The following is an 18,255-nucleotide window of genomic DNA, read 5'->3' on the forward strand; positions in this document are numbered from 1 at the left end:
GGCACCTGCTAAGCTGCTGACATGCCGTCCGCTCCCGAGCTCACGCCCCCCGCCGCGCGCCAGCGCCTCAAGCTCGACACCCTGATCCGCCTGCGCTGGCTGGCCGTCGCCGGCCAGACCGCCGCCGTCGCCGTGGTGGCCTGGCTGTTCGCCTACGACCTGCCGGTCGGCTTCTGCTTCGGGCTGATCGCGGCCTCCGCCTGGCTCAACGTCTTCCTGAAGATCCGGTTCACCGCCGCCTACCGTCTCGCCGACGGGGCGGCGGCGGCCCTGCTCGGCTACGACATCGTCCAGCTCGGTGCCCTGCTCGCCCTGACCGGCGGCCTGACCAACCCCTTCGCGATGCTGCTGATCGCCCCGGTGCTGGTGTCGGCGAGCGCCCTCGGCATGGCCTGGACGCTGTCGCTCGGCGTGCTGGTGGTCGCGATCGCCAGCGCCCTGGTGTTCTGGCACCTGCCGCTGCCGTGGGCGGCCGAGGCGCCGATCGCGATGCCCGAGCGCTACGTCGCCGGGATCTGGAGCGCCCTGGTCGCCGCCCTCGGCTTCATGGGTGCCTATTCCTTCCGCGTCTCCGAGGAGGCCCGCCAGCTGCAGGCGGCGCTGACGGCGACCGAGCTGATCCTGTCGCGCGAGCAGCACCTGCACCAGCTCGACGGCCTCGCCGCCGCCGCCGCCCACGAGCTCGGCACCCCGCTCGCCACCATCTCGCTGGTGTCGAAGGAACTGCTGCGCGAGGTGCCCGCGGATTCGCCGATCCGCGAGGATCTCGGCCTGTTGCGCTCGCAGGCCGAGCGCTGCCGCGATATCCTCGGCAAGCTGACCTCGCTGTCGACCGACCTCGGCGGCCACCTCGACCGGCTGCCGATCACCCACCTCGTCGAGGACGTGATCGCGCCGCACCGCGAGTTCGGCGTGGCGCTGATCGTCCATGTCGACGGCGACCCCGGCCGCGAGCCGATCGGCACGCGCAACCCGGCGATCCTCTACGGCCTCGGCAACATCGTGGAGAACGCGGTCGACTATGCCGCCAGCCGGGTCGACGTCGGCGCGTCCTGGACCGAGGACGAGGTGGTGGTGACGATCCGCGACGACGGCCCGGGCTTCGCGCCCGAGGTGATGGACCGGCTCGGCGATCCCTACGTCACCACCCGCGCCCGCCACCCCGGCAAGGCCCGCGAGGGCGGCGGCGGCCTCGGCCTCGGCTTCTTCATCGCCAAGACGCTGCTCGAGCGCACCGGCGCGCGGGTCGCGATCACCAACCGCGGCGCGCCGCAGACCGGCGCGGTGATCGCCGTGCGCTGGCCGCGCGCGGCGATGGACGCCGGCGAGGCCGACGGCTGGTGAGCGGCGCGAGCCGACGGGGCAGGGCGTTTCCCTGAAGGACCCTTTCAGAGAATCCGAAACCATTTGCCGCAGGCTGCACCCGAAGGCTTATTGCCGCGCCCCCGATGGCGCCCTATCCTGACCACGGTGGAAAGAGAACCCGACGCGGACAATAACGAAGGATCTCACGGCCGGAGTGGCGTGGCCCTGAGTCCGGATACACCGCGTGGGCCGGTCACCAGAGGTCACGCCATATGGACACCCTGACCACACCTTCGGAAACGCTCAAGACCCTGCTCATCGTCGACGACGACAAGCCGTTCCTCCAGCGCCTCGCCAGGGCGATGGAAGCGCGCGGCTTCGCCGTCGACACCGCCGACACCGTGGCCGACGGCCTCGCCAAGGTGGATTCCCAAGCGCCGTCCTACGCCGTGGTGGACATGCGCCTCGGCGACGGCAACGGCCTCGACGTGGTCGAGCGCCTGCGCGACCGCCGTCCCGACGCCCGCACCATCGTGCTGACGGGCTACGGCAACATCGCCACCGCCGTCAGCGCGGTGAAGATGGGCGCGGTCGACTATCTCGCCAAGCCGGCCGACGCCGACGAGGTGTTCGCCGCCCTGACGCGCGACCCGGACATCCGCGCCGAACCGCCGGAGAACCCGATGTCGGCCGACCGGGTGCGCTGGGAGCATATCCAGCGCGTCTACGAACTCTGCGAGCGCAACGTCTCGGAGACGGCGCGCCGCCTCAACATGCACCGCCGCACCCTGCAGCGCATCCTCGCCAAGCGCGCGCCGCGCTGACCGGGGAGCTCGGGAGGGATCCGAGGGACACCGCCGGCCGCGGATAGCGGTTCGGCGGTGTCGTCGTTTTCGGAGGGCAAGGCCGACCGTTCGGCGGTCTCGTACACTCGTTCTGTCGACGTCGGCGCGGGTTGCCCCCTCTCCCTGTCCCTCCCCCTCCAGGGGGGAGGGGACGCGGTGGGGGGGCGCGAAGAAGGAGGCGTCGGTAGCGGCGTTCTCGTTGGGCGGGGGCGACGCGCGTCGAGCGGCGGACGAGGGCGAGGCGGTTCGCGGGGCGGGGAGGTTTCAGCGGCGGTGCAGGGCCGTTGGACCTGACGGTGGTGCGCCGGCGGCTCGCGGCGTCCGCCATTGCGGAAGGGCGGGGCTCGCGGCGAAGGACGAACCGCGGGTGGGATGACGTTACGTTCGTCGTGACGGGAAGCGGGATGTGCCTCCGTGTCGTCGTTCCGCCGTACGGCTCCCGTCGCGTCCCCTCCCCCTCGAGGGGGAGGGACAGGGAGAGGGGGAGCCACGGCCGCGGTGCGTTGGCAGGAGCGAACCTCTCGCGGGATGCCGCTGGCGCCCGCCGTTCCCGTCACCAGGGGCCGGGTTCGCCGACGCCCGGGTCCATCAGCGCGTGGACGCGGCGGGCGGCGGTGTGGGCGAAGCGGAGGGTGGTGGCCTTGCGGGTGGCCGGGGGCAGGCGGTGCTCGGGGGCCTCGCGCAGGATGGCGGCGCCGAAGCCGTCGGCGAGGATGAGGCCGGCGTCGGCCGGGAAGATCTCGGCGGGCACGCCGGCGTGGGTGGCGAAGAACAGCCGGTCGGCGTGGAGCCGGTAGTCCGGCCACTTGCGGTCGGCGCGCAGGTCCTCGACCGACGACTTGATCTCCACGATCCAGATCTCGCCAGCCATCGACAACGCCGCGACGTCGGCGCGCCGGCCCGAGGCGAGCGGCAGTTCGTAGACCACCGAGAAGCCGAGGCCGACCAGCAGCCGGCCGACGCCGCGCTGGATCGCGCGGGCGGTCTCGGACTGCCGCCCGTCGAGCAGGCGGGCGTCCAACATGGCGGCGGCGAGGGCGACGGCGTCGGTCATGACGGCAGTGTTCCCCATTCGTTCGGGCGACGCAAGGCCCTGCCCGCGCGGCCCGCACGTCGTACCCGTCTCGCAAGGTCCCGACTCGTCGGGACGTCACGATGTCTCGACCTCTCGGCCCGCGCCCGGTCGGGCGCTTCCGGCTCGCAATGGTCCGACCACGGGTCGGAACCTTGCGGGCTCGGTTTCAGCGCTTGCGGCGCGGCGGGCCGATCCAGCGCGGCACGGCGGCGCGGTAGCGGCGCCAGGCGTCGCCGAAGCGGGCCTCGAGGTGGGCCTCCTCGCGCAGGATCGCGAGACGGTGGGTCAGGACGGCGGCGGCGAGCGCGCCGGCGGCGAGCCAGAGGCTGTCGAAGGCGAGCGCGAGGCCGAGGAGGACCAGGGTGTTGCCGAGGTAGATCGGGTTGCGCGAGAGCGCGAAGGGCCCGCCGGTGACGAGGCTGTCGGCGGCGCGGTGCGGCAGGATGTTGGTGCGGGCCCGCCACATGGTCGCCATGGCGGCGAGGTCGAAGCCGGCACCGACGGCGGCGATCGCCCAGCCGAGGGCGGCCGGCAGCGGGACGCTCGTCGGCAGCAGGATCTCGGCGACGGCGCCGGCGACGAGCGCGCCGCCGTAGAGCAGCGGCGGCCAGGGCAGGCGGTTCGGGGCGGCGGCGGGATCGACCGGCATGGCGGCGGGCTCCGCGGGAGAGCGCCGGGACGGGACGTCCCGGCGGTCGGAGGTCGGCGTCGCAAAGGCCCGACCGATCGGGTTCCGCCGCGGCGTCGGTGCGTTGGGCGTTCCCCGTCCGGTGGCCCTCGTCCGAGAGGCTCCGGCCGACCGGCCGGCGCCCGGCCGGGCGTTCCGCGCGCAAGGCTCCGACGCGGGACGTCGGAACCTCGCGCCTTCGGTGTCAGCGGCTGCGCAGGGCCGGGAACAGGATGACGTCGCGGATCGACGGGGCGTCGGTCAGCAGCATGACGAGGCGGTCGATGCCGACGCCGAGGCCGCCGGCGGGCGGCATGCCGTGGTCCATCGCCTCGAGGAAGTCCTCGTCGAGGACGCGTTCCTTCTCGCCGCGGGCGTGGGCCTGGACGACCTGCTCGGTCATGCGCCGGCGCTGCTCGACCGGGTCGTTCAGCTCGGAGAAGGCGTTGCCGATCTCCCAGCCGTTGACGTAAGTCTCGAAGCGCTCGACGAGGCGCGGCTCGCCCGGCACCTCCTTGGCGAAGGGCGAGATGTCCTTCGGGAACTGGATCACGTGGGTCGGCTGCTTCAGGCTCGCCTCGGTGGTCTCCTCGAAGAGGAAGGCCAGCACCTCGCCCCAGGTCATCGACGGCTCGATCTCGAAGCCCTTCGACTTGGCGGCCGCGCGGGCCTCCTCGTCGGTGGCGATGGCGAGGAAGTCGAGGCCGGTCGCCTCCAGGACCGCCTGCGGCATCGGCAGGCGGCGGAACGGGCCGGTGAAGTCGAGCTCGCCGTCGCCGAACTTCACCACCGGGGAGCCGTGGAGATCGCGCGCGAGGGCCTCGAACAGCCGCTCGACGAGGCTCATCATGTCCTCGTAGTCGGCGTAGGCCCAATAGGTCTCCATCATCGTGAATTCCGGATTGTGCCGCGTCGAGACGCCCTCGTTGCGGAAGTTCCGGTTGATCTCGAAGACCCGTTCGGCGAGGCCGCCGACCAGCACGCGCTTCAGGTAGAGCTCCGGGGCGATCCGGAGGTACATGTCCATGTCGAGCGTGTTGTGATGGGTGCGGAAGGGATCGGCCGTGGCACCGCCGTAGACCGGGTGCAGCATCGGCGTCTCGACCTCGAGGCAGCCCTCGGCCTCCATGAAGCGGCGGATCTGCGAGATGATCCGGCTGCGCTGGCGGAAGCGGGTGCGGCTGTCCGGGTTGACCATCACGTCGAGGTAGCGCTTGCGGTAGCGCTGCTCGACGTCGGCGATGCCGTGGTACTTCTCCGGCATCGGACGCACGGTCTTGGCGAGCACGTGGATGCGCTTGGCGTCGACCGTCAGCTCGCCGCGCTTGGTGCGGCGGACCCGGCCCTCGACGCCGATCAGGTCGCCGGTCTCGACGTTGGCGAGGAGCGCGAGGCTCTCCGGCTCGGTGACGTCCCTGTGGCTGAAGACCTGGATCTTCCCCGAGGAATCGTGGAGGTCGACGAACATGCCGCTGTTGCGCATCGAGAAGACGCGGCCGGCGACGACGACGTCGTCCTCGGAGGTCGTGTCGGGCGCGAGGGCGGCGTGGCGCTCGGCGAGCTCGCCGTTGCCGGCGCTGCGGTGGAAGTGGACCGGGTAGGGATCGACGCCGGCGGCGCGCAGGGCGTCGAGCTTCTGGAAGCGCACCTCGGTGACGTCGGAGGACAGCTTCGGCGGCGTGGTGTCGGAGGCGGACATGGTCGGATGGATCCGGCGGGAAGGGGAGGAGGGACGCGCGTTCGCGTCCCCGGATGCGCTGGTCGGCGGGCGGGTCAGCCGGCGGCGATGGCCGCGAGCGCCTGTTTGAGGCGCTGGCGCACGATCGAGCGGCCGAGCAGCGCCATCGAATCGAACAGCGGCAGCGAGCGCGACGAGCCGGTCAGCGCGATGAACAGCGGCGGGATCACGGTGCGGACCTTGCGGCCCATCTCCTCGGAGATCCGGCGGATCTCCTCCTCGATCGCCTCGCGCGACCACTCGGCGAGGGTGTCGACCATCGGTGACACCTTCTCGAGGATCAGCGCGCTGTCGTCGGCGCCGTTCTTGGTGGCCTCGAAGTCGGCCTTCTTCAGGCCGAGCTCGGAGCGGAACAGGAAGGCGGTCAGATCCGGCAACTCGCCGAGGCGCGCGATGCGCGGACGCGCGAGGGCGAGGCCGCCGTCGAGCTTGCCGTTGAGGAGCGCCCAGTCGAACACCCGGGCCTTGAACTCGGCGTCGGTCAGCTTCTCGCGGAGCCAGCGGCCGTTCAGCCAGTCGAGCTTGGTGAGGTCGAACACCGCGCCGGCCCTGGCGACGCTGGCCGGATCGAAGCGGGCGGCGAGCTCGTCGAGGCTCATCAGCTCCTCGCCGTCGGCGATCGCGACGAAGGCGAGGCCGAGGAAGTTGTTGAGCGCCTCGGGCAGGTAGCCCTGGTTCGAGAAATAGGACAGCGAGGTCGGGTTGCGCCGCTTGGAGAGCTTGCTGCGGTCCGGGTTCCTGAGCAGCGGCAGATGCATGAACTGGGGCGGCTGCCAGCCGAAATATTCGTAGAGCAGGACGTGCTTGGGCACCGACGACAGCCACTCCTCGCCGCGGGCGACGTGGGTCACCTTCATCAGGTGGTCGTCGACGACGTTGGCGAGGTGGTAGGTCGGCATGCCGTCGGCCTTCATCAGGACCTGCATGTCGATGGTGGCGTAGGGGATCGAGACCTCGCCGTAGATGGCGTCGGTGAAGCGGCACTCGCCGGTCTCGGGGATCTTCATGCGCACGACGTGCGGAATGCCCGCGGCTTCCTTCTCGGCGATCTCGGCCGGGGAGAGGCGCGTGCAGAGGCCGTCGTACTTCGGCTGCTCGCCGCGCCGGCGCTGCTCGTCGCGCATGGCGTCGAGGCGCTCGCGGGTGCAGAAGCACTTGAAGGCGTGGCCCTTGGCGACGAGTTCGTCGACGTAGGGCGGGTAGATGTCCTTGCGCTCGCTCTGGCGGTAGGGGCCGTAGGGGCCGCCCTTGTCCGGACCTTCGGCCCAGTCGAGGCCGAGCCAGTTCAGCGCCTCCATGACCTTCTGCTCGCTGTCGGGGGTCGACCGGCTCTGGTCGGTGTCCTCGATGCGCAGGATCATCTCGCCGCCGAGCTTGCGCGCGAGCAGCACGTTGAAGAGCGCCGTGTAGGCGGTGCCGACGTGCGGCTCGCCGGTGGGCGAAGGGGCGATGCGGACCCTGACAGGAGTGGCCATCGGAAAGTCGTTCGTGATCCGGAAGGGCGGGGTGCGGGGCGTTCCGCGACGTCCGGGCCGACGCGCCGCGCGGGAAGGCTCGGGGCGCCCGGACCGGGGCCGTCGGCGGCGCTCCCTCGATCGGCGCTTCTTCTAATCGCAGGGGGCGCCCGGCGCAATAGCGGCGGGCGCGCGGCCGACCGCCGCGAACGGGGCTTGCAACGGCGCCGCCGGCGGCTAGTTTCTCCGCCGCTCGCCGACGCCCGCGACGGCCGGGGAGCACCCTGCCCACCGTCGCGACGGAACCCTCCTTGACCGCCTTCGCCGAGATCGTCGAGCGCCGTGGCGCGATCCCGCTGTGCTGGGCCGGCAGCGGCATGCGCGCGGACTACGTCAACGTCGGCGACGCCCTGTCCCCGGTGATGGTGGCGCTGGTCTCCGGCCGGCCGATCGAGCGGGTGCCGTTCCGCTCGCGCGAGCCGCGGATGGCGGCGGTCGGCACCATCGGCCACGGCGTCGTCGGCGGCGAGGCCTGGGTCTGGGGCTCCGGCTCGTCCAACCTCGCCCGACCGAGCACCGGCGACCGCACGCCCTACGCGCCGCCGCCGGGCACGCGCCTCCACCTCGCCGCGACGCGCGGGCCGGTCTCGCGCGGGCTGCTCGGCGGGCGCGACGGCCCCGACCTCGACGGCGTGTTCGGCGATCCGGTCTGGCTGCTGCCGCGCTTCTACGACCCGAAGATCGAGCGCACCGCCGAACTCGGCGTGATCGTGCACCTCTCCGAACTCGAGAGCCGCGCCCTCGACACCGGCACCCGCGAAGAGCTGATCCGCTACCACGTGCCGCCCTCGCTCCGCGGGGCGGTCCGGATCATCAACACGATCTCGGCGCCGACCACCGCCGGCATCAAGGCCAAGCTCGACGAGATCCTCGCCTGCAAGCGGATCGTCTCGACCAGCCTGCACGGGCTCGTCTTCGCGGAATCCTACGGCATCCCCTGCCTGCACTTCCAGCAGAGCGCCCACGAGATCGGGCCGGCGGTCTACCCGATGCGCAAGGGCGCCAACATCGACCTGCGCATCCTCGACCTCTACATGGGGCTGAAGGTGGAGAAGCTTCCGGTCTACATGCAGCCCTTGTCGCTGCCGACCGACTGGGATAAGCTGATTCGGGTGGTCGACAAACGCTGGACGCCGCGGACCTTCGACGGCGACGCGCTGATCGCGGCCTTCCCGATGGCGACCGCGCCGGTGAGCGCGCCGGAGGGCGGCACGGTGTTCGACCTGCCGCTCGTGCGCGACATGCAGCTCCGCCACAGCTTCGACCTCCGCCACTGGCTGCGCCGCAGCGCGCCGGCCCGGCGGTTGGCGCGACTGATGCGGACGCGGTGAGAACGGTCCGGCGCCACGTCGGACCCTTGCCGGCGCGCGCGCCCGCGCCCACGTTGACGCCATGACCTCCGCCAGCGATCCCCACCCCGGCCGCGGTGCCCCGCGCGGCCTCCGCCGCCTCACCCTCCGCGTCCGCCGCGAGGGCCGCCTGCTCGCCGCCGGCTTCGTGCTGACGCTGTCGGCCTGGCTGTTCGTGGCGATCGCCGACGAGGTCGCCGAGGGCGACACCGGCGCCTTCGACCGCACGCTGCTGCTCGCCCTGCGCAATCCGGCCGACCCGACCGATCCGATCGGCCCGGCCTGGCTGGAGATCGCCGCGCGCGACCTCACCACCCTCGGCGGCTTCGCCGTGATCGGCCTGATCACCACGGTCGCGGTCGCCTTCCTGCTCCTGACCGGGCGCAAGGGCGCGGCGGGGCTGACCGTGCTGTCGATCGGCGGCGGCACGCTGCTGTCGACGGCGCTGAAGCAGTGGTTCGACCGGCCGCGGCCCGACCTCGTGCCACACGTGGTCGACGTCTACACCACGAGTTTTCCGAGCGGCCACGCCACCATGACCGCGATCGCCTATCTCACCCTCGGCGCGCTCCTGATGCGCGTGCTGCCGGAGCGCCGGCTCAAGGCCTTCGCCATGGGCACCGCGGTCGCCATCGTGCTGATCGTCGGGGCGAGCCGGGTCTATCTCGGCGTCCACTGGCCGACCGACGTGCTGGCCGGCTGGGCCGTCGGCTTCGCCTGGGCGGCGGCGTGGTGGCTGGTGGTGGCGCTGCTGCAGCGGCGCGGCCGGATCGATTCCGACCGCGCGGAGTGAGGCCGGCGCCGGCCTCGCGCGGAACTTGTCGGACGAAGCGGTTGAACCCGGCCGCGAAATCGCCATAGTCCGTGCCGTTGGCCGGCCACCGGAGGATCCATGTCGTTCGCGCTCGTGTTGCCGTCCCCTGCGGCCATGGTCTGGCACCGGGCCGCGGTGGACGCCGTGGCGGCGGCGACGGGCGAAGCGGTGCAGGTGGTGCGCGTCGCCGCGCCGCCGCTGCCGACGCCGGTGCGGCTGCTGATCGAGCTCGAGCGGCTGGTGCGCGGCGTGCGCCCGGGGCATCCGGCGCTGCCCGACCCCGCGCCGCCCGCCGGCGAGGCCGCGGTCGCGGCCGGACGGCTGGCGATCGACCTCGCGGCCGGTCCGGCGACCGGGCGGCGGCTGGTGCTGCGCTGCGACGGCCTGCCGGTCGACCTCGGCGCCGCCGCGGCGATGACCGCGGGCACGACGCCGGTGCTGACGCTCGACCTCGAGGACGGCACCGAGCGCCGGCGGCTGGTGGCCTGGGCGGTGGCGGTGGAGAACCGCTCGGTGTTCGTCGCCGGCCTTTCCAACATCTACGGCCGGGCGATCGACCTGGTGGCGCGCGCGGCGCGGCAGGTCGCGGCGGGACGGCCGGCGGAGGCGATCGACCTCGGGCCGGTCGCCACGCCCGGGCCGGCGGTCCGCGCCGGATCGGCGGCCGGGTTCATGGCGGCCTCGATCGCCAACGTCGCGACCCGGCGGCTCGGGCGGATGCTGCGGCTGAAGCCGGAATGGCACGTCGGCGTCCGCCCCGACGACGGTTCCGACGGGATCCCGGACCTCGCCGGGCGCCCTTTTCGGTTGATCCCCGACGACGGCGCCCGCTTTCTCGCCGACCCGTTCCCGGCGGCGCGCGACGGCCGGCGCGTGGTGTTCGTGGAGGAACTGCCGTTTTCCACCGGCAAGGGCGTGATCTCGTCGGTCGAGATCGCCGCCGACGGCACGCCGGGCGCGCTCCGGCCGGTGCTCGAACTCGACTGCCACCTCTCCTATCCCTACCTGCTGGAAGAGGACGGCACGCTCTACATGGTGCCGGAGACCTCGGGACGCGGCACGGTGGAACTGTGGCGTTGCATCGACTTTCCCGGCCGCTGGGAACTCGACACGGTCCTGATCTCCGGCTGCGACCTCTCGGACGCCTCGCCGATGCGCGACGGCGAGGGATGGGCGATGTTCGCCAACGGCCGGGCGCGCTGGTGCTCGACCTGGGACGCGGTCGAACTCTGGCGCGCCCCGGCGCTGCGCGGCCCGTGGCGGCGCTGCGGCGACGGCCCGTTCCTGGTCGACGTCCGCACGGCCCGGCCGGCCGGTGCGCCCTTCCACGTCGGCGGACGGGTCGTCCGCCCGGTGCAGGACAGCTCGGAACGCTACGGCGGCGCGCTCGCCTTCGCCGCCATGGACGACCTCGGCGCCCGCCCGGCGCAGACCGTGGTGCGCCGGGTGCGCCCGGCCGCGCCGCTGCTCGGCCTGCACACCTGGAACCGCGGCGGCGGGCTCGAGGTGGTCGACGTGTTCGGGCCCCGGATACGGGGACCGGTCGTCGTGGCACGTCCGGATTGACGGCTTTAAAACCGGAGTCTAATCATCAACTATATGCGGGCCGGTCGCATGGCGCGGCCGCCCGGCCGTCGTGCCGTCGTCAGCGGGTCCGGACCTCATGATCGTCTGCCACTGCAACGTCATCACCGATCGCGACATTCGCCGCGCGGTCTTCGACCTGCTCTCCGCCGATCCCCACCGGCTGCTCACCCCCGGCCTCGTCTACATGACGCTCGGCCGGCGCGGGCGCTGCTGCGGCTGCTTCCCGAACGCGATCTCCGTGATCCGCGCCGCCGCCGCCGAATACGGCGGGACGCTGGTGGAGGAAACCGTCGACGCGGTGGATCGCGACCGCTCCGCCGCGTAAGCTCTGTCGGTATCGGGGCCGGAACGGATCGACCGCCGTCGCCGTTGGTTCGGCGAAGGGGGGCGAGGGCCCCTGGACGGCTCGTGCCGGCGACGGCGGATGGAGGTGGAGATGCGTGGCAACGAGAAGGTGATCGAACGGCTGAACCAGGCGCTGTTCCTGGAGCTCGGTGCGGTCAACCAGTATTGGCTGCACTACCGGCTGCTCGAGGACATGGGCTTCACCAAGCTCGCCGCCAAGGAGCGCCGCGAGTCGATCGAGGAGATGCAGCACGCCGACAAGCTGATCGCGCGCATCATCTTCCTGGAAGGTCACCCGAACCTGCAGACGCTGGCGCCGCTCCGGATCGGGCAGACGCTGCGCGAAATTCTCGAGGCCGACCTCGCCGGCGAACTCGAGGCGGTGAAGTCCTACAGCCGCTCCCGCGAGATCTGCCACGAAGAGGGCGACTACGTCTCGATGCAGCTGTTCGAGGAACTCTTGAAGGACGAGGAAGGCCACACCGACTTCCTCGAAACCCAGATCGCCCTGCTCGACAAGATCGGCGAGGAGCGCTACGGCCTGCTCAACGCCGACAGCGCCGACAAGGAGTGACACCGGTTCCGCACGCGACCGGATCTGTCGGGTCGCGTGCGGGATTTCGGCCCTGCGGGCGGCGCCCGCTCAGGCCGGCCCGCCGGGGAGCGGGAGGGCTTCCCGCGCCCCGGTGCCCCTTCGGCCGGCCGGGGGCCGGCGTCAGCGCGGCACCCAGCGGCACTGCTGCTCGCGGACACGGACGACCTTGTAGACACGGCCCCAGTCGTCGCGGAACTTGCGGGTGACCCAGCCGGGACGGCAGACCCGGACCATCGGCGGCGGGTCGTTGCGCCAGCCGCCGCGGTAGTAGACCGGCGGCGGGGGCGGCGGCGCGCGCCAGCCCCAGCGCGGCTCGGGATCGCCGAAGCGGAAGCCGAAGCTGAAGCCGTCGGCCGCGGCCGGCAGGACGGTGGCGGCGAGCGCCGCGACGGCGATCACGCCGGTACGCAGGCTGCGGACGTCGATCATGACCGGATCTCCTCTCGAGTCGATGGCGGCCTTCCGGCCGGCGCCTGGCGGTGCTCCGCGCCGGGAACCGGGGCGAAGCGGGCGCCGGGGAGCCGGCGTCGTGGGACCATGGATAGGCCGCCCGCGCTGAACCCGGTCCGAACCCGGCATTCAGGAATCGTTCAGCCGGAGGGGGCAGGGTCGGACCGAGACGAACCTTCGCCGGAGCCGCCCCCGATGTCGCCGGACCCCGCCTTCCTGGTCGTGATGGCGCCCGACCTCGCCGACGCCGTCGCGGGCTGGCGGACGGGACTCGCGGCGGTGCGGCGGATGTCGCCGAAGACCGTCGAGGCCTACGGCCGCGACGTCGAGCAGTTCTGCCGCTTCCTCACAGGCCATCTCGGCGAGCCGCCGGGCGTTCCCGCCGTCGTCGGCCTCGCGCCGTCCGACTTCCGCGCCTTCCTGGCCGACCGCCGCCGCGACGGCGCGGGTGCGGCGACGCTTGGGCGCGGCATGGCCGGGGTGCGCTCGCTGATCCGTCATCTCGAACGGGAAGGGCTCGGCTCCAGCGCCGCCGCCGCGGCGGTGCGGACGCCGAAGCTGGCGCGGCGGCTGCCGCGGCCGCTGCCGGTCGCCGACGCGCTGGCGGTGGTGGCGCCGGAGCGCCAGCTCGCCTCCGACGCCTGGGTCGCCGCGCGCGACGCCGCGGTGCTGGCGCTGCTCTACGGCTCGGGCCTGCGCATCTCCGAGGCGCTCGGGCTGACGCGGGCCGACCGCGCCGCGATCGACGCCGGCGCCATCCGCGTCACCGGCAAGGGCGGGCGGACGCGGGTCGTGCCGGTGCTGCCGAAGGTGGCGGCGGCGGTGGCCGACTACGTCGCGGCCTGTCCCTGGACGCCGGCCGAGGACGGGCCGCTGTTCGTCGGCGAGAAGGGCGGGCCGCTGGCCGCGCGGGTGGTGCAGCGCGCCATGGAGCGGCTGCGCGGTGCCCTCGGCCTGCCGGCCTCGGCGACGCCGCACGCGCTCAGGCACTCCTTCGCCACCCATCTGCTCGGCGCCGGCGGCGACTTGCGCACGATCCAGGAGTTGCTCGGCCACGCCAGCCTCGGCACCACCCAGATGTACACCGCCGTCGACGCCGACCGCCTGATGAAGGCCTGGGCCGAGGCGCACCCGCGCGCGTGACGCGGGTGCGCGGGGATCGGGCCGCCGGGCCCGGTCCCATACCGGTTTCGCAAAGCCCCGACTCGCCGGGACTTTGCGCGGTTTCGGCCATCCGGCCGGCGTCCATCCGGCGCACCTCGCCCACAACGCTCCGACTCGAGGTCGGAACGTCGCGAGCCCGGTGTCAGTTGCGATAGCCGCCGAAGCTCATCAGGACCTCCTTGCCGACGGTCCGGTTGACCGCGGTCGCGGCGAACATGTTGACCTGGTCGTCGGTGCGGCCGCGCACGGTCATGCCGGTCCGGCCGCCCTTGGTGTCGGTGAAGACGAAGTTGCCGGTGAGCTTGCACACCGAACTCAGCGCCAGCTTGCCCGAGAGCGTGCCGGCGGTGTCGATGGCGAGCGTGCCGAGCGTCACCGGGCCGATCGGGGTGACGGCGGTGAGCGCCGCGGACGAGCCCGGCAGGGTCGCGCCCTCGCACTTGGCGGCCGGGAAGCTGCCGTCGGCACCGACGGTCGCGACGCAGTTGAACAGGCCCGCCGTGATCGACCACGAGCCCGCCAGTCTGGCGGTGTTGCAGGCGGCGGTGGCGGGGGCGGCGAGCGCGAGCGCCAGGGCGGCGGCGAGCGGAAGCGAAGCGAACGGACGCATGGGTTTCCTCCTGTGGTACCGGTCCCGCACCGTGCCGAGCGATCGGGCCGATGCGGCATCGCGGTCCTTCGGCCGGTGCGCCGTCGGGTGCTCCTCGCGCGCGACGGCAAGACCGGCGGTCGGACCTCCTCGGAGCCGCCTGTGGGCCGCGACGTCACGAAACCCCGACGGCGGCCGGTCCGGGCGACGAGCCACGAGGACCGGCCGCTCCGGGACGTCGTCGGCCGGCGCGGGGGATGGTTTCTTGTCGTTGGATTTCGCCGGCAGGCGAGCTCCGACGCTTCCGAGCATATGTTTCCTCGACGTTTCCGGCCTTGATCCATCGCAATCGCGTGAAGCGGCGACCGCCGGCCGCGGCCCGGCTTGCGGCGGCGCGGCCGGGCGTGCTACCCGGCCCGGAGGCTCCCGCCCCCGGACCCCGGGTGCCGAGCCGGGGGGCGCCAGCCGAGGATTCCGCCCGATGTCCGCTCCCTCCGCCACCGCCGTGCCGCGGCCGGCCGTGCCGCTCGCCGGCTACCTGCTCGCCGCCGCGGGCGCGATCCTGTTCTCGGCCAAGGGCGTGCTGATCAAGCTCGCCTACGGCGGCTCGGTCGACGCGATCACGCTGCTGACGCTGCGGATGGCGCTGTCGGCGCCGGTGTTCGTCACGATCGGGTTGGTCACCTACGCGCGCGCGCGCCGGCGCGGCGCCGCGGCGCCGGCGGTCGGCGACCTCCTGAAGGCGATCGGGGTCGGCCTCGTCGGCTACTGGTTCGCCAGCTACACCGACTTCAAGGGCCTCGAGACGCTGTCGCCGCAGTTCGAGCGACTGATCCTGTTCACCTATCCGCTGTTCGTGGTGCTGTTCGGCGCGGCGCTGTTCGGCCTGCCGTTCCGGCGCGCCTCGCTCGGCGCCTTCGCCGTCAGCTACGCCGGCCTCGCGCTGATCTTCCTGACCGACGTCGGCGACCAGGGCGCGGCGGTGGCGGTCGGTGTCGCGTGGGTGCTGTCGTCGGCGGTGGCCTTCGCGCTCTACCAGCTGCTGGCCAAGCCGGTGATCGGCCGGCTCGGCGCACCGCTGTTCACCTCGGTGGCGATGAGCGGGGCGGCGCTCGGCACCGGGCTGCAGTTCGTCGCGACGCGCCCGCTGTCCGACCTCGCCGTGTCCGCGCCGGTGTTCCAGGCGGCGCTGGCGATCGCGATCGGCGCGACCGTGCTGCCGACCTACCTGATGAACGCGGCGCTGTCGCGGATCTCGGCCCAGGCCAACGCGGTGATCGGGACACTGAGCCCGGTGGCGACGCTGATCCTGGCGGTGCTGGTGCTCGGCGAGACCGTCACCGTCGCCGACGTGGTGGGGACGGCGATGGTGGTCGGCGGCGTCGGGCTGTTCACCCTGCTCGACCGTCGAGGCTGACCGCGCCGCCGGCGGCGCGTGCCGGTCGTCCGAGGTCGAAATAGTGCGAGCGGCGCTGGGTGCCGAAGCCGATCCAGCGCGCCAACGGGCGGCCGAGGGCGGCGTCGGCCCGGAGCACCGCGGCATAGGCGAGCGTCGGCCCGACGACGCCGGCGACGATCGCGGCGACGAGCAGCGTGCCGGGCGACAGCAGGCCGAGGCGCTCCAAGGCGAGCCGAGCGACGGCGCCGAACAGGGTGTGGGTCAGGAAGATCGCCAGCGAGGCCTCGCCGACGAAGCCGGCGAGGCGGCCGGCAAGCCCGCCGGGGGCGCAGATCAGCACCGTGCCGATCAGGGTGAAGACGCCGGCGAAGGCGATCAGGGTGCGGACCGGGCCGAAGTCCGCGTCGACCGCGGCGGGATCGAGCACCATGGCGCCGAGCCAGACCACCTCGGCCACGAGCGTCAGGAGGACGAGGGCGCGGCCGCGGATCTCGGGCGCCTCGTGCACGGCGACGACGCCGACGCCGTAGAAGGCGGCCCAGAAGAACAGGTAGGTGTCGACCACCGGGCCGCCGGCGGCGGGCAGGCCGACGAAGGCGGCCACGAGCGGGACCAGGATCGCCAGCCGGCGCGCCAGGGCGCTGCCGGTCGCCTCGACGCCGATCCAGACGATGCGCAGGATGGCGAGGGTGTAGAGGAACCAGAAATGGTCGATCGGCTGCCACAGGATGGCGAAGGGCGAGCCGGTGACGGGAGCGTTGACCGCGTCGGCGAAGCCGGTCTTGAGCGCGACCCAGACCGACGACCAGATCAGATAGGGCAGGACGATGCCCCAGAACAGCGCCTGCAGCGCGGCGGCGACGCCCTTGCGGCGGCCGAGACCCTGGGTCATGCCGGCCAGCATGAAGAACAGCGGCATGTGGAAGGAGTAGATCGCGTCGTCGAGCGCGACGAGCCAGTCGGCGGTCGGCAGGCCGCTGCGGTCGAGCGAGCGGATCGCGTGCCCGGCGACCACGAGCAGGATGCCGGCGGCGCGGACGTGGTCGAGCCAGGCGAGGCGGGAGGCGGGAGGCGTCGTCGGCATGTCCGGTCCTTCGGTTCGGGACCAGCTTGTCGGCCAAACCTCACCGGTTCCTTGCGCCGTTTCTCCAAATCCGAGGGCAATTCGAGAAAATTGGAACGGATTCGTATCCGTGGATGTCCGGACGGCAGAATCGCCGGGAATGCCGGCAGTCGGGACCCCGGGCGAGGTCTCGTACCGAGCGCGCGGCGTTCCCGGCCGTGGTCGGAGCATTGCGTGCGGGGAGCGCCCGGCGCGCGCCGGCCGTAAGGCCGAGACTTCGTAAAGTCCCGGCGCGCCGGGACTTTACGAGGCGGGCCTCAGATGTGGATCGGGCGCTTGTCGACGGCGAGTGCCGCCTCCTTGACCGCCTCCGACAGGGTCGGGTGGGCGTGGCAGGTGCGCGCGAGGTCCTCCGACGAGCCGCCGAACTCCATCAGCACCGCGATCTCGTGGATCATCTCGCCGGCGCCGGCGCCGACGATGTGGGCGCCGAGCACGCGGTCGGTGGCGGCGTCGGCGAGCACCTTGACGAAGCCGTCGGTGGACAGGTTGGCCTTGGCGCGGCCGTTGGCGGTGAAGGGGAACTTGCCGACGCGGTACTCGATACCCGCGGCCTTCAGGTCCTCCTCGGTGCGGCCGACGGCGGCGACCTCCGGCATGGTGTAGACCACGCCCGGGATGACGTCGTAGTTCACGTGGCCGGCCTGACCGGCGAGAATCTCGGCGAGCGCGACGCCCTCGTCCTCGGCCTTGTGGGCGAGCATCGGCCCGACGATGACGTCGCCGATGGCGTAGATGCCGGCGACCGACGTGCGGTAGTGGGCGTCGGTGACGACGCGGCCGCGAGGATCGCGCGCGACGCCGACCTCGTCGAGGCCGAGGCCGTCGGTGTAGGGCCGGCGGCCGACGGCGACCAGCACGACGTCGGCCTCCAGCGTCTCGGCGGCACCGCCGGCGGCGGGCTCGAAGGTCACGGTAGTGGCGCCGCCCTCGACCGGCGTGACGGCGGTGACCTTGCGGCCGAGCTTGAAGGCGAAGCCCTGCTTCTCCAGCATGCGCTGGAACTGCTTGGCGACCTCGCCGTCCATGCCCGGCAGGATGCGGTCGAGATACTCGACGACGGTGACCGAGGCGCCGAGGCGCGACCACACCGAGCCGAGCTCGAGGCCGATCACGCCGGCGCCGATCACCACCAGCTTGCCCGGCACCGCCGGCAGCGCGATCGCGCCGGTGGAGGACACGACGGTCTTCTCGTCGATGACGATGCCCGGCAGCGAGGCGACGTCGGAGCCGGTGGCGATCACGATCGCCTTGGCCTCCAGCGTCTTCACGCCCGAGCCGTCGTTCATGGCGACCTCGACCCGGCCCGGCGCGACGATCCGGCCGGCGCCGAGGTGGGCGTCGATCTTGTTCTTCTTGAAGAGATAGTCGATGCCCTGGACGTTCGACTTCACCGTCGCGTCCTTGTGGCCCATCATCGCGGAAAGGTCGAGCTTCGGGGTGCCGACGTCGATGCCGAGCTTGGCGAAGGAATGGCCGGCCTCGGCGAACAGCTCGGAGGCGTGCAGCAGCGCCTTCGAGGGGATGCAGCCGACGTTGAGGCAGGTGCCGCCGTGGACGCCGCGCTTCTCGACGACGGCGACCTTCAGGCCGAGCTGGGCGGCGCGGATGGCGCAGACGTAGCCGCCGGGGCCGGTGCCGATGACGATGAGGTCGTAGGACATGGGGTCGGGCTTCCTTCGCGCGCTGGCCCGGC

At 72.7% G+C, this 18,255-nt stretch carries 17 protein-coding genes; 9 read left to right on the forward strand and 8 right to left on the reverse strand.

The annotated features are described in order from the left end of the window. The first annotated feature begins 21 nt into the window (after window positions 1-21). Complete coding sequence (locus tag EDD54_RS20975) at window positions 22-1,344, forward strand: ActS/PrrB/RegB family redox-sensitive histidine kinase (RefSeq protein WP_126540539.1); 1,323 nt, start codon at window positions 22-24, stop codon at window positions 1,342-1,344. A gap of 233 nt (window positions 1,345-1,577) precedes the next feature. Next, complete coding sequence (locus EDD54_RS20980) at window positions 1,578-2,129, forward strand: ActR/PrrA/RegA family redox response regulator transcription factor (RefSeq protein WP_126540540.1); 552 nt, start codon at window positions 1,578-1,580, stop codon at window positions 2,127-2,129. A gap of 574 nt (window positions 2,130-2,703) precedes the next feature. Here EDD54_RS20980 and EDD54_RS20985 read toward each other — a convergent pair. From EDD54_RS20985 to gltX, 4 genes are all read right to left on the reverse strand, one after another. Continuing rightward, entirely contained in the window at window positions 2,704-3,204 is a 501-nt protein-coding gene (locus EDD54_RS20985; protein ID WP_126540541.1) for an MmcB family DNA repair protein, read from the reverse strand. 187 nt (window positions 3,205-3,391) lie between these two features. Further along, window positions 3,392-3,874, reverse strand: coding sequence for a methyltransferase family protein (locus tag EDD54_RS20990; protein ID WP_126540542.1), 483 nt, complete (start codon window positions 3,872-3,874; stop codon window positions 3,392-3,394). Between the two features lie 223 nt (window positions 3,875-4,097). Further along, window positions 4,098-5,591 carry a lysine--tRNA ligase gene (lysS, locus tag EDD54_RS20995; RefSeq protein ID WP_126540543.1) on the reverse strand — a complete coding sequence of 498 codons (1,494 nt, stop codon included), beginning with the start codon at window positions 5,589-5,591 and terminating at the stop codon, window positions 4,098-4,100. 74 nt (window positions 5,592-5,665) lie between these two features. Continuing rightward, window positions 5,666-7,105 (reverse strand): glutamate--tRNA ligase, encoded by a 1,440-nt coding sequence (gene gltX / locus EDD54_RS21000; RefSeq protein WP_126540544.1) that lies wholly within the window; start codon window positions 7,103-7,105, stop codon window positions 5,666-5,668. A gap of 290 nt (window positions 7,106-7,395) precedes the next feature. Between gltX and EDD54_RS21005 the strand changes: the two genes are divergently transcribed. The 5 genes from EDD54_RS21005 to bfr all read left to right on the forward strand — a co-directional run bounded on the left by EDD54_RS21005 (window position 7,396) and on the right by bfr (window position 11,813). After that, entirely contained in the window at window positions 7,396-8,475 is a 1,080-nt protein-coding gene (locus EDD54_RS21005) for a polysaccharide pyruvyl transferase family protein (protein ID WP_245515843.1), read from the forward strand. 61 nt (window positions 8,476-8,536) lie between these two features. Beyond that, complete coding sequence (locus EDD54_RS21010) at window positions 8,537-9,286, forward strand: phosphatase PAP2 family protein (protein ID WP_126540545.1); 750 nt, start codon at window positions 8,537-8,539, stop codon at window positions 9,284-9,286. Window positions 9,287-9,385: 99 nt separating this feature from the next. Then, on the forward strand, window positions 9,386-10,873 hold the full coding sequence (locus EDD54_RS21015) for a glucosamine inositolphosphorylceramide transferase family protein (RefSeq protein WP_126540546.1): 1,488 nt from the start codon (window positions 9,386-9,388) through the stop codon (window positions 10,871-10,873). A 97-nt stretch (window positions 10,874-10,970) separates the two neighbouring features. Continuing rightward, complete coding sequence (locus EDD54_RS21020) at window positions 10,971-11,219, forward strand: (2Fe-2S)-binding protein (RefSeq protein WP_126540547.1); 249 nt, start codon at window positions 10,971-10,973, stop codon at window positions 11,217-11,219. A gap of 111 nt (window positions 11,220-11,330) precedes the next feature. Continuing rightward, window positions 11,331-11,813 (forward strand): bacterioferritin, encoded by a 483-nt coding sequence (gene bfr, locus EDD54_RS21025; protein ID WP_126540548.1) that lies wholly within the window; start codon window positions 11,331-11,333, stop codon window positions 11,811-11,813. A gap of 141 nt (window positions 11,814-11,954) precedes the next feature. On the opposite strand, the gene EDD54_RS21030 is transcribed toward bfr, so the two are convergent. Then, the gene (locus EDD54_RS21030) at window positions 11,955-12,263 is read right to left on the reverse strand and encodes a hypothetical protein (protein ID WP_126540549.1); all 309 of its coding nucleotides are present in this window, start codon (window positions 12,261-12,263) and stop codon (window positions 11,955-11,957) included. Between the two features lie 216 nt (window positions 12,264-12,479). On the opposite strand from EDD54_RS21030, the gene EDD54_RS21035 reads away from it, so the two are divergent. After that, entirely contained in the window at window positions 12,480-13,427 is a 948-nt protein-coding gene (locus tag EDD54_RS21035) for a tyrosine recombinase XerC (RefSeq protein WP_126540550.1), read from the forward strand. Between the two features lie 163 nt (window positions 13,428-13,590). On the opposite strand, the gene EDD54_RS21040 is transcribed toward EDD54_RS21035, so the two are convergent. Further along, window positions 13,591-14,058, reverse strand: a complete 468-nt coding sequence (locus tag EDD54_RS21040) for a hypothetical protein (RefSeq protein ID WP_126540551.1) — start codon at window positions 14,056-14,058, stop codon at window positions 13,591-13,593. A gap of 460 nt (window positions 14,059-14,518) precedes the next feature. Here EDD54_RS21040 and EDD54_RS21045 point away from each other — a divergent pair, with 460 nt between their 5' ends. After that, a complete protein-coding gene (locus tag EDD54_RS21045; protein ID WP_126540552.1) occupies window positions 14,519-15,454 on the forward strand; it encodes a DMT family transporter in 936 nt (311 codons plus the stop codon). Here EDD54_RS21045 and EDD54_RS21050 read toward each other — a convergent pair. Both EDD54_RS21050 and lpdA read right to left on the reverse strand, forming a co-directional pair. Next, window positions 15,429-16,520, reverse strand: coding sequence for an acyltransferase family protein (locus EDD54_RS21050; RefSeq protein WP_165644869.1), 1,092 nt, complete (start codon window positions 16,518-16,520; stop codon window positions 15,429-15,431). The genes EDD54_RS21045 and EDD54_RS21050 overlap by 26 nt on opposite strands. 296 nt (window positions 16,521-16,816) lie before the next feature. After that, on the reverse strand, window positions 16,817-18,223 hold the full coding sequence (lpdA, locus tag EDD54_RS23285) for a dihydrolipoyl dehydrogenase (protein ID WP_126540554.1): 1,407 nt from the start codon (window positions 18,221-18,223) through the stop codon (window positions 16,817-16,819). Window positions 18,224-18,255: the final 32 nt, after the last annotated feature.

Origin of the sequence: Oharaeibacter diazotrophicus, assembly GCF_004362745.1 — a bacterium.
GTDB lineage: Bacteria > Pseudomonadota > Alphaproteobacteria > Rhizobiales > Pleomorphomonadaceae > Oharaeibacter > Oharaeibacter diazotrophicus.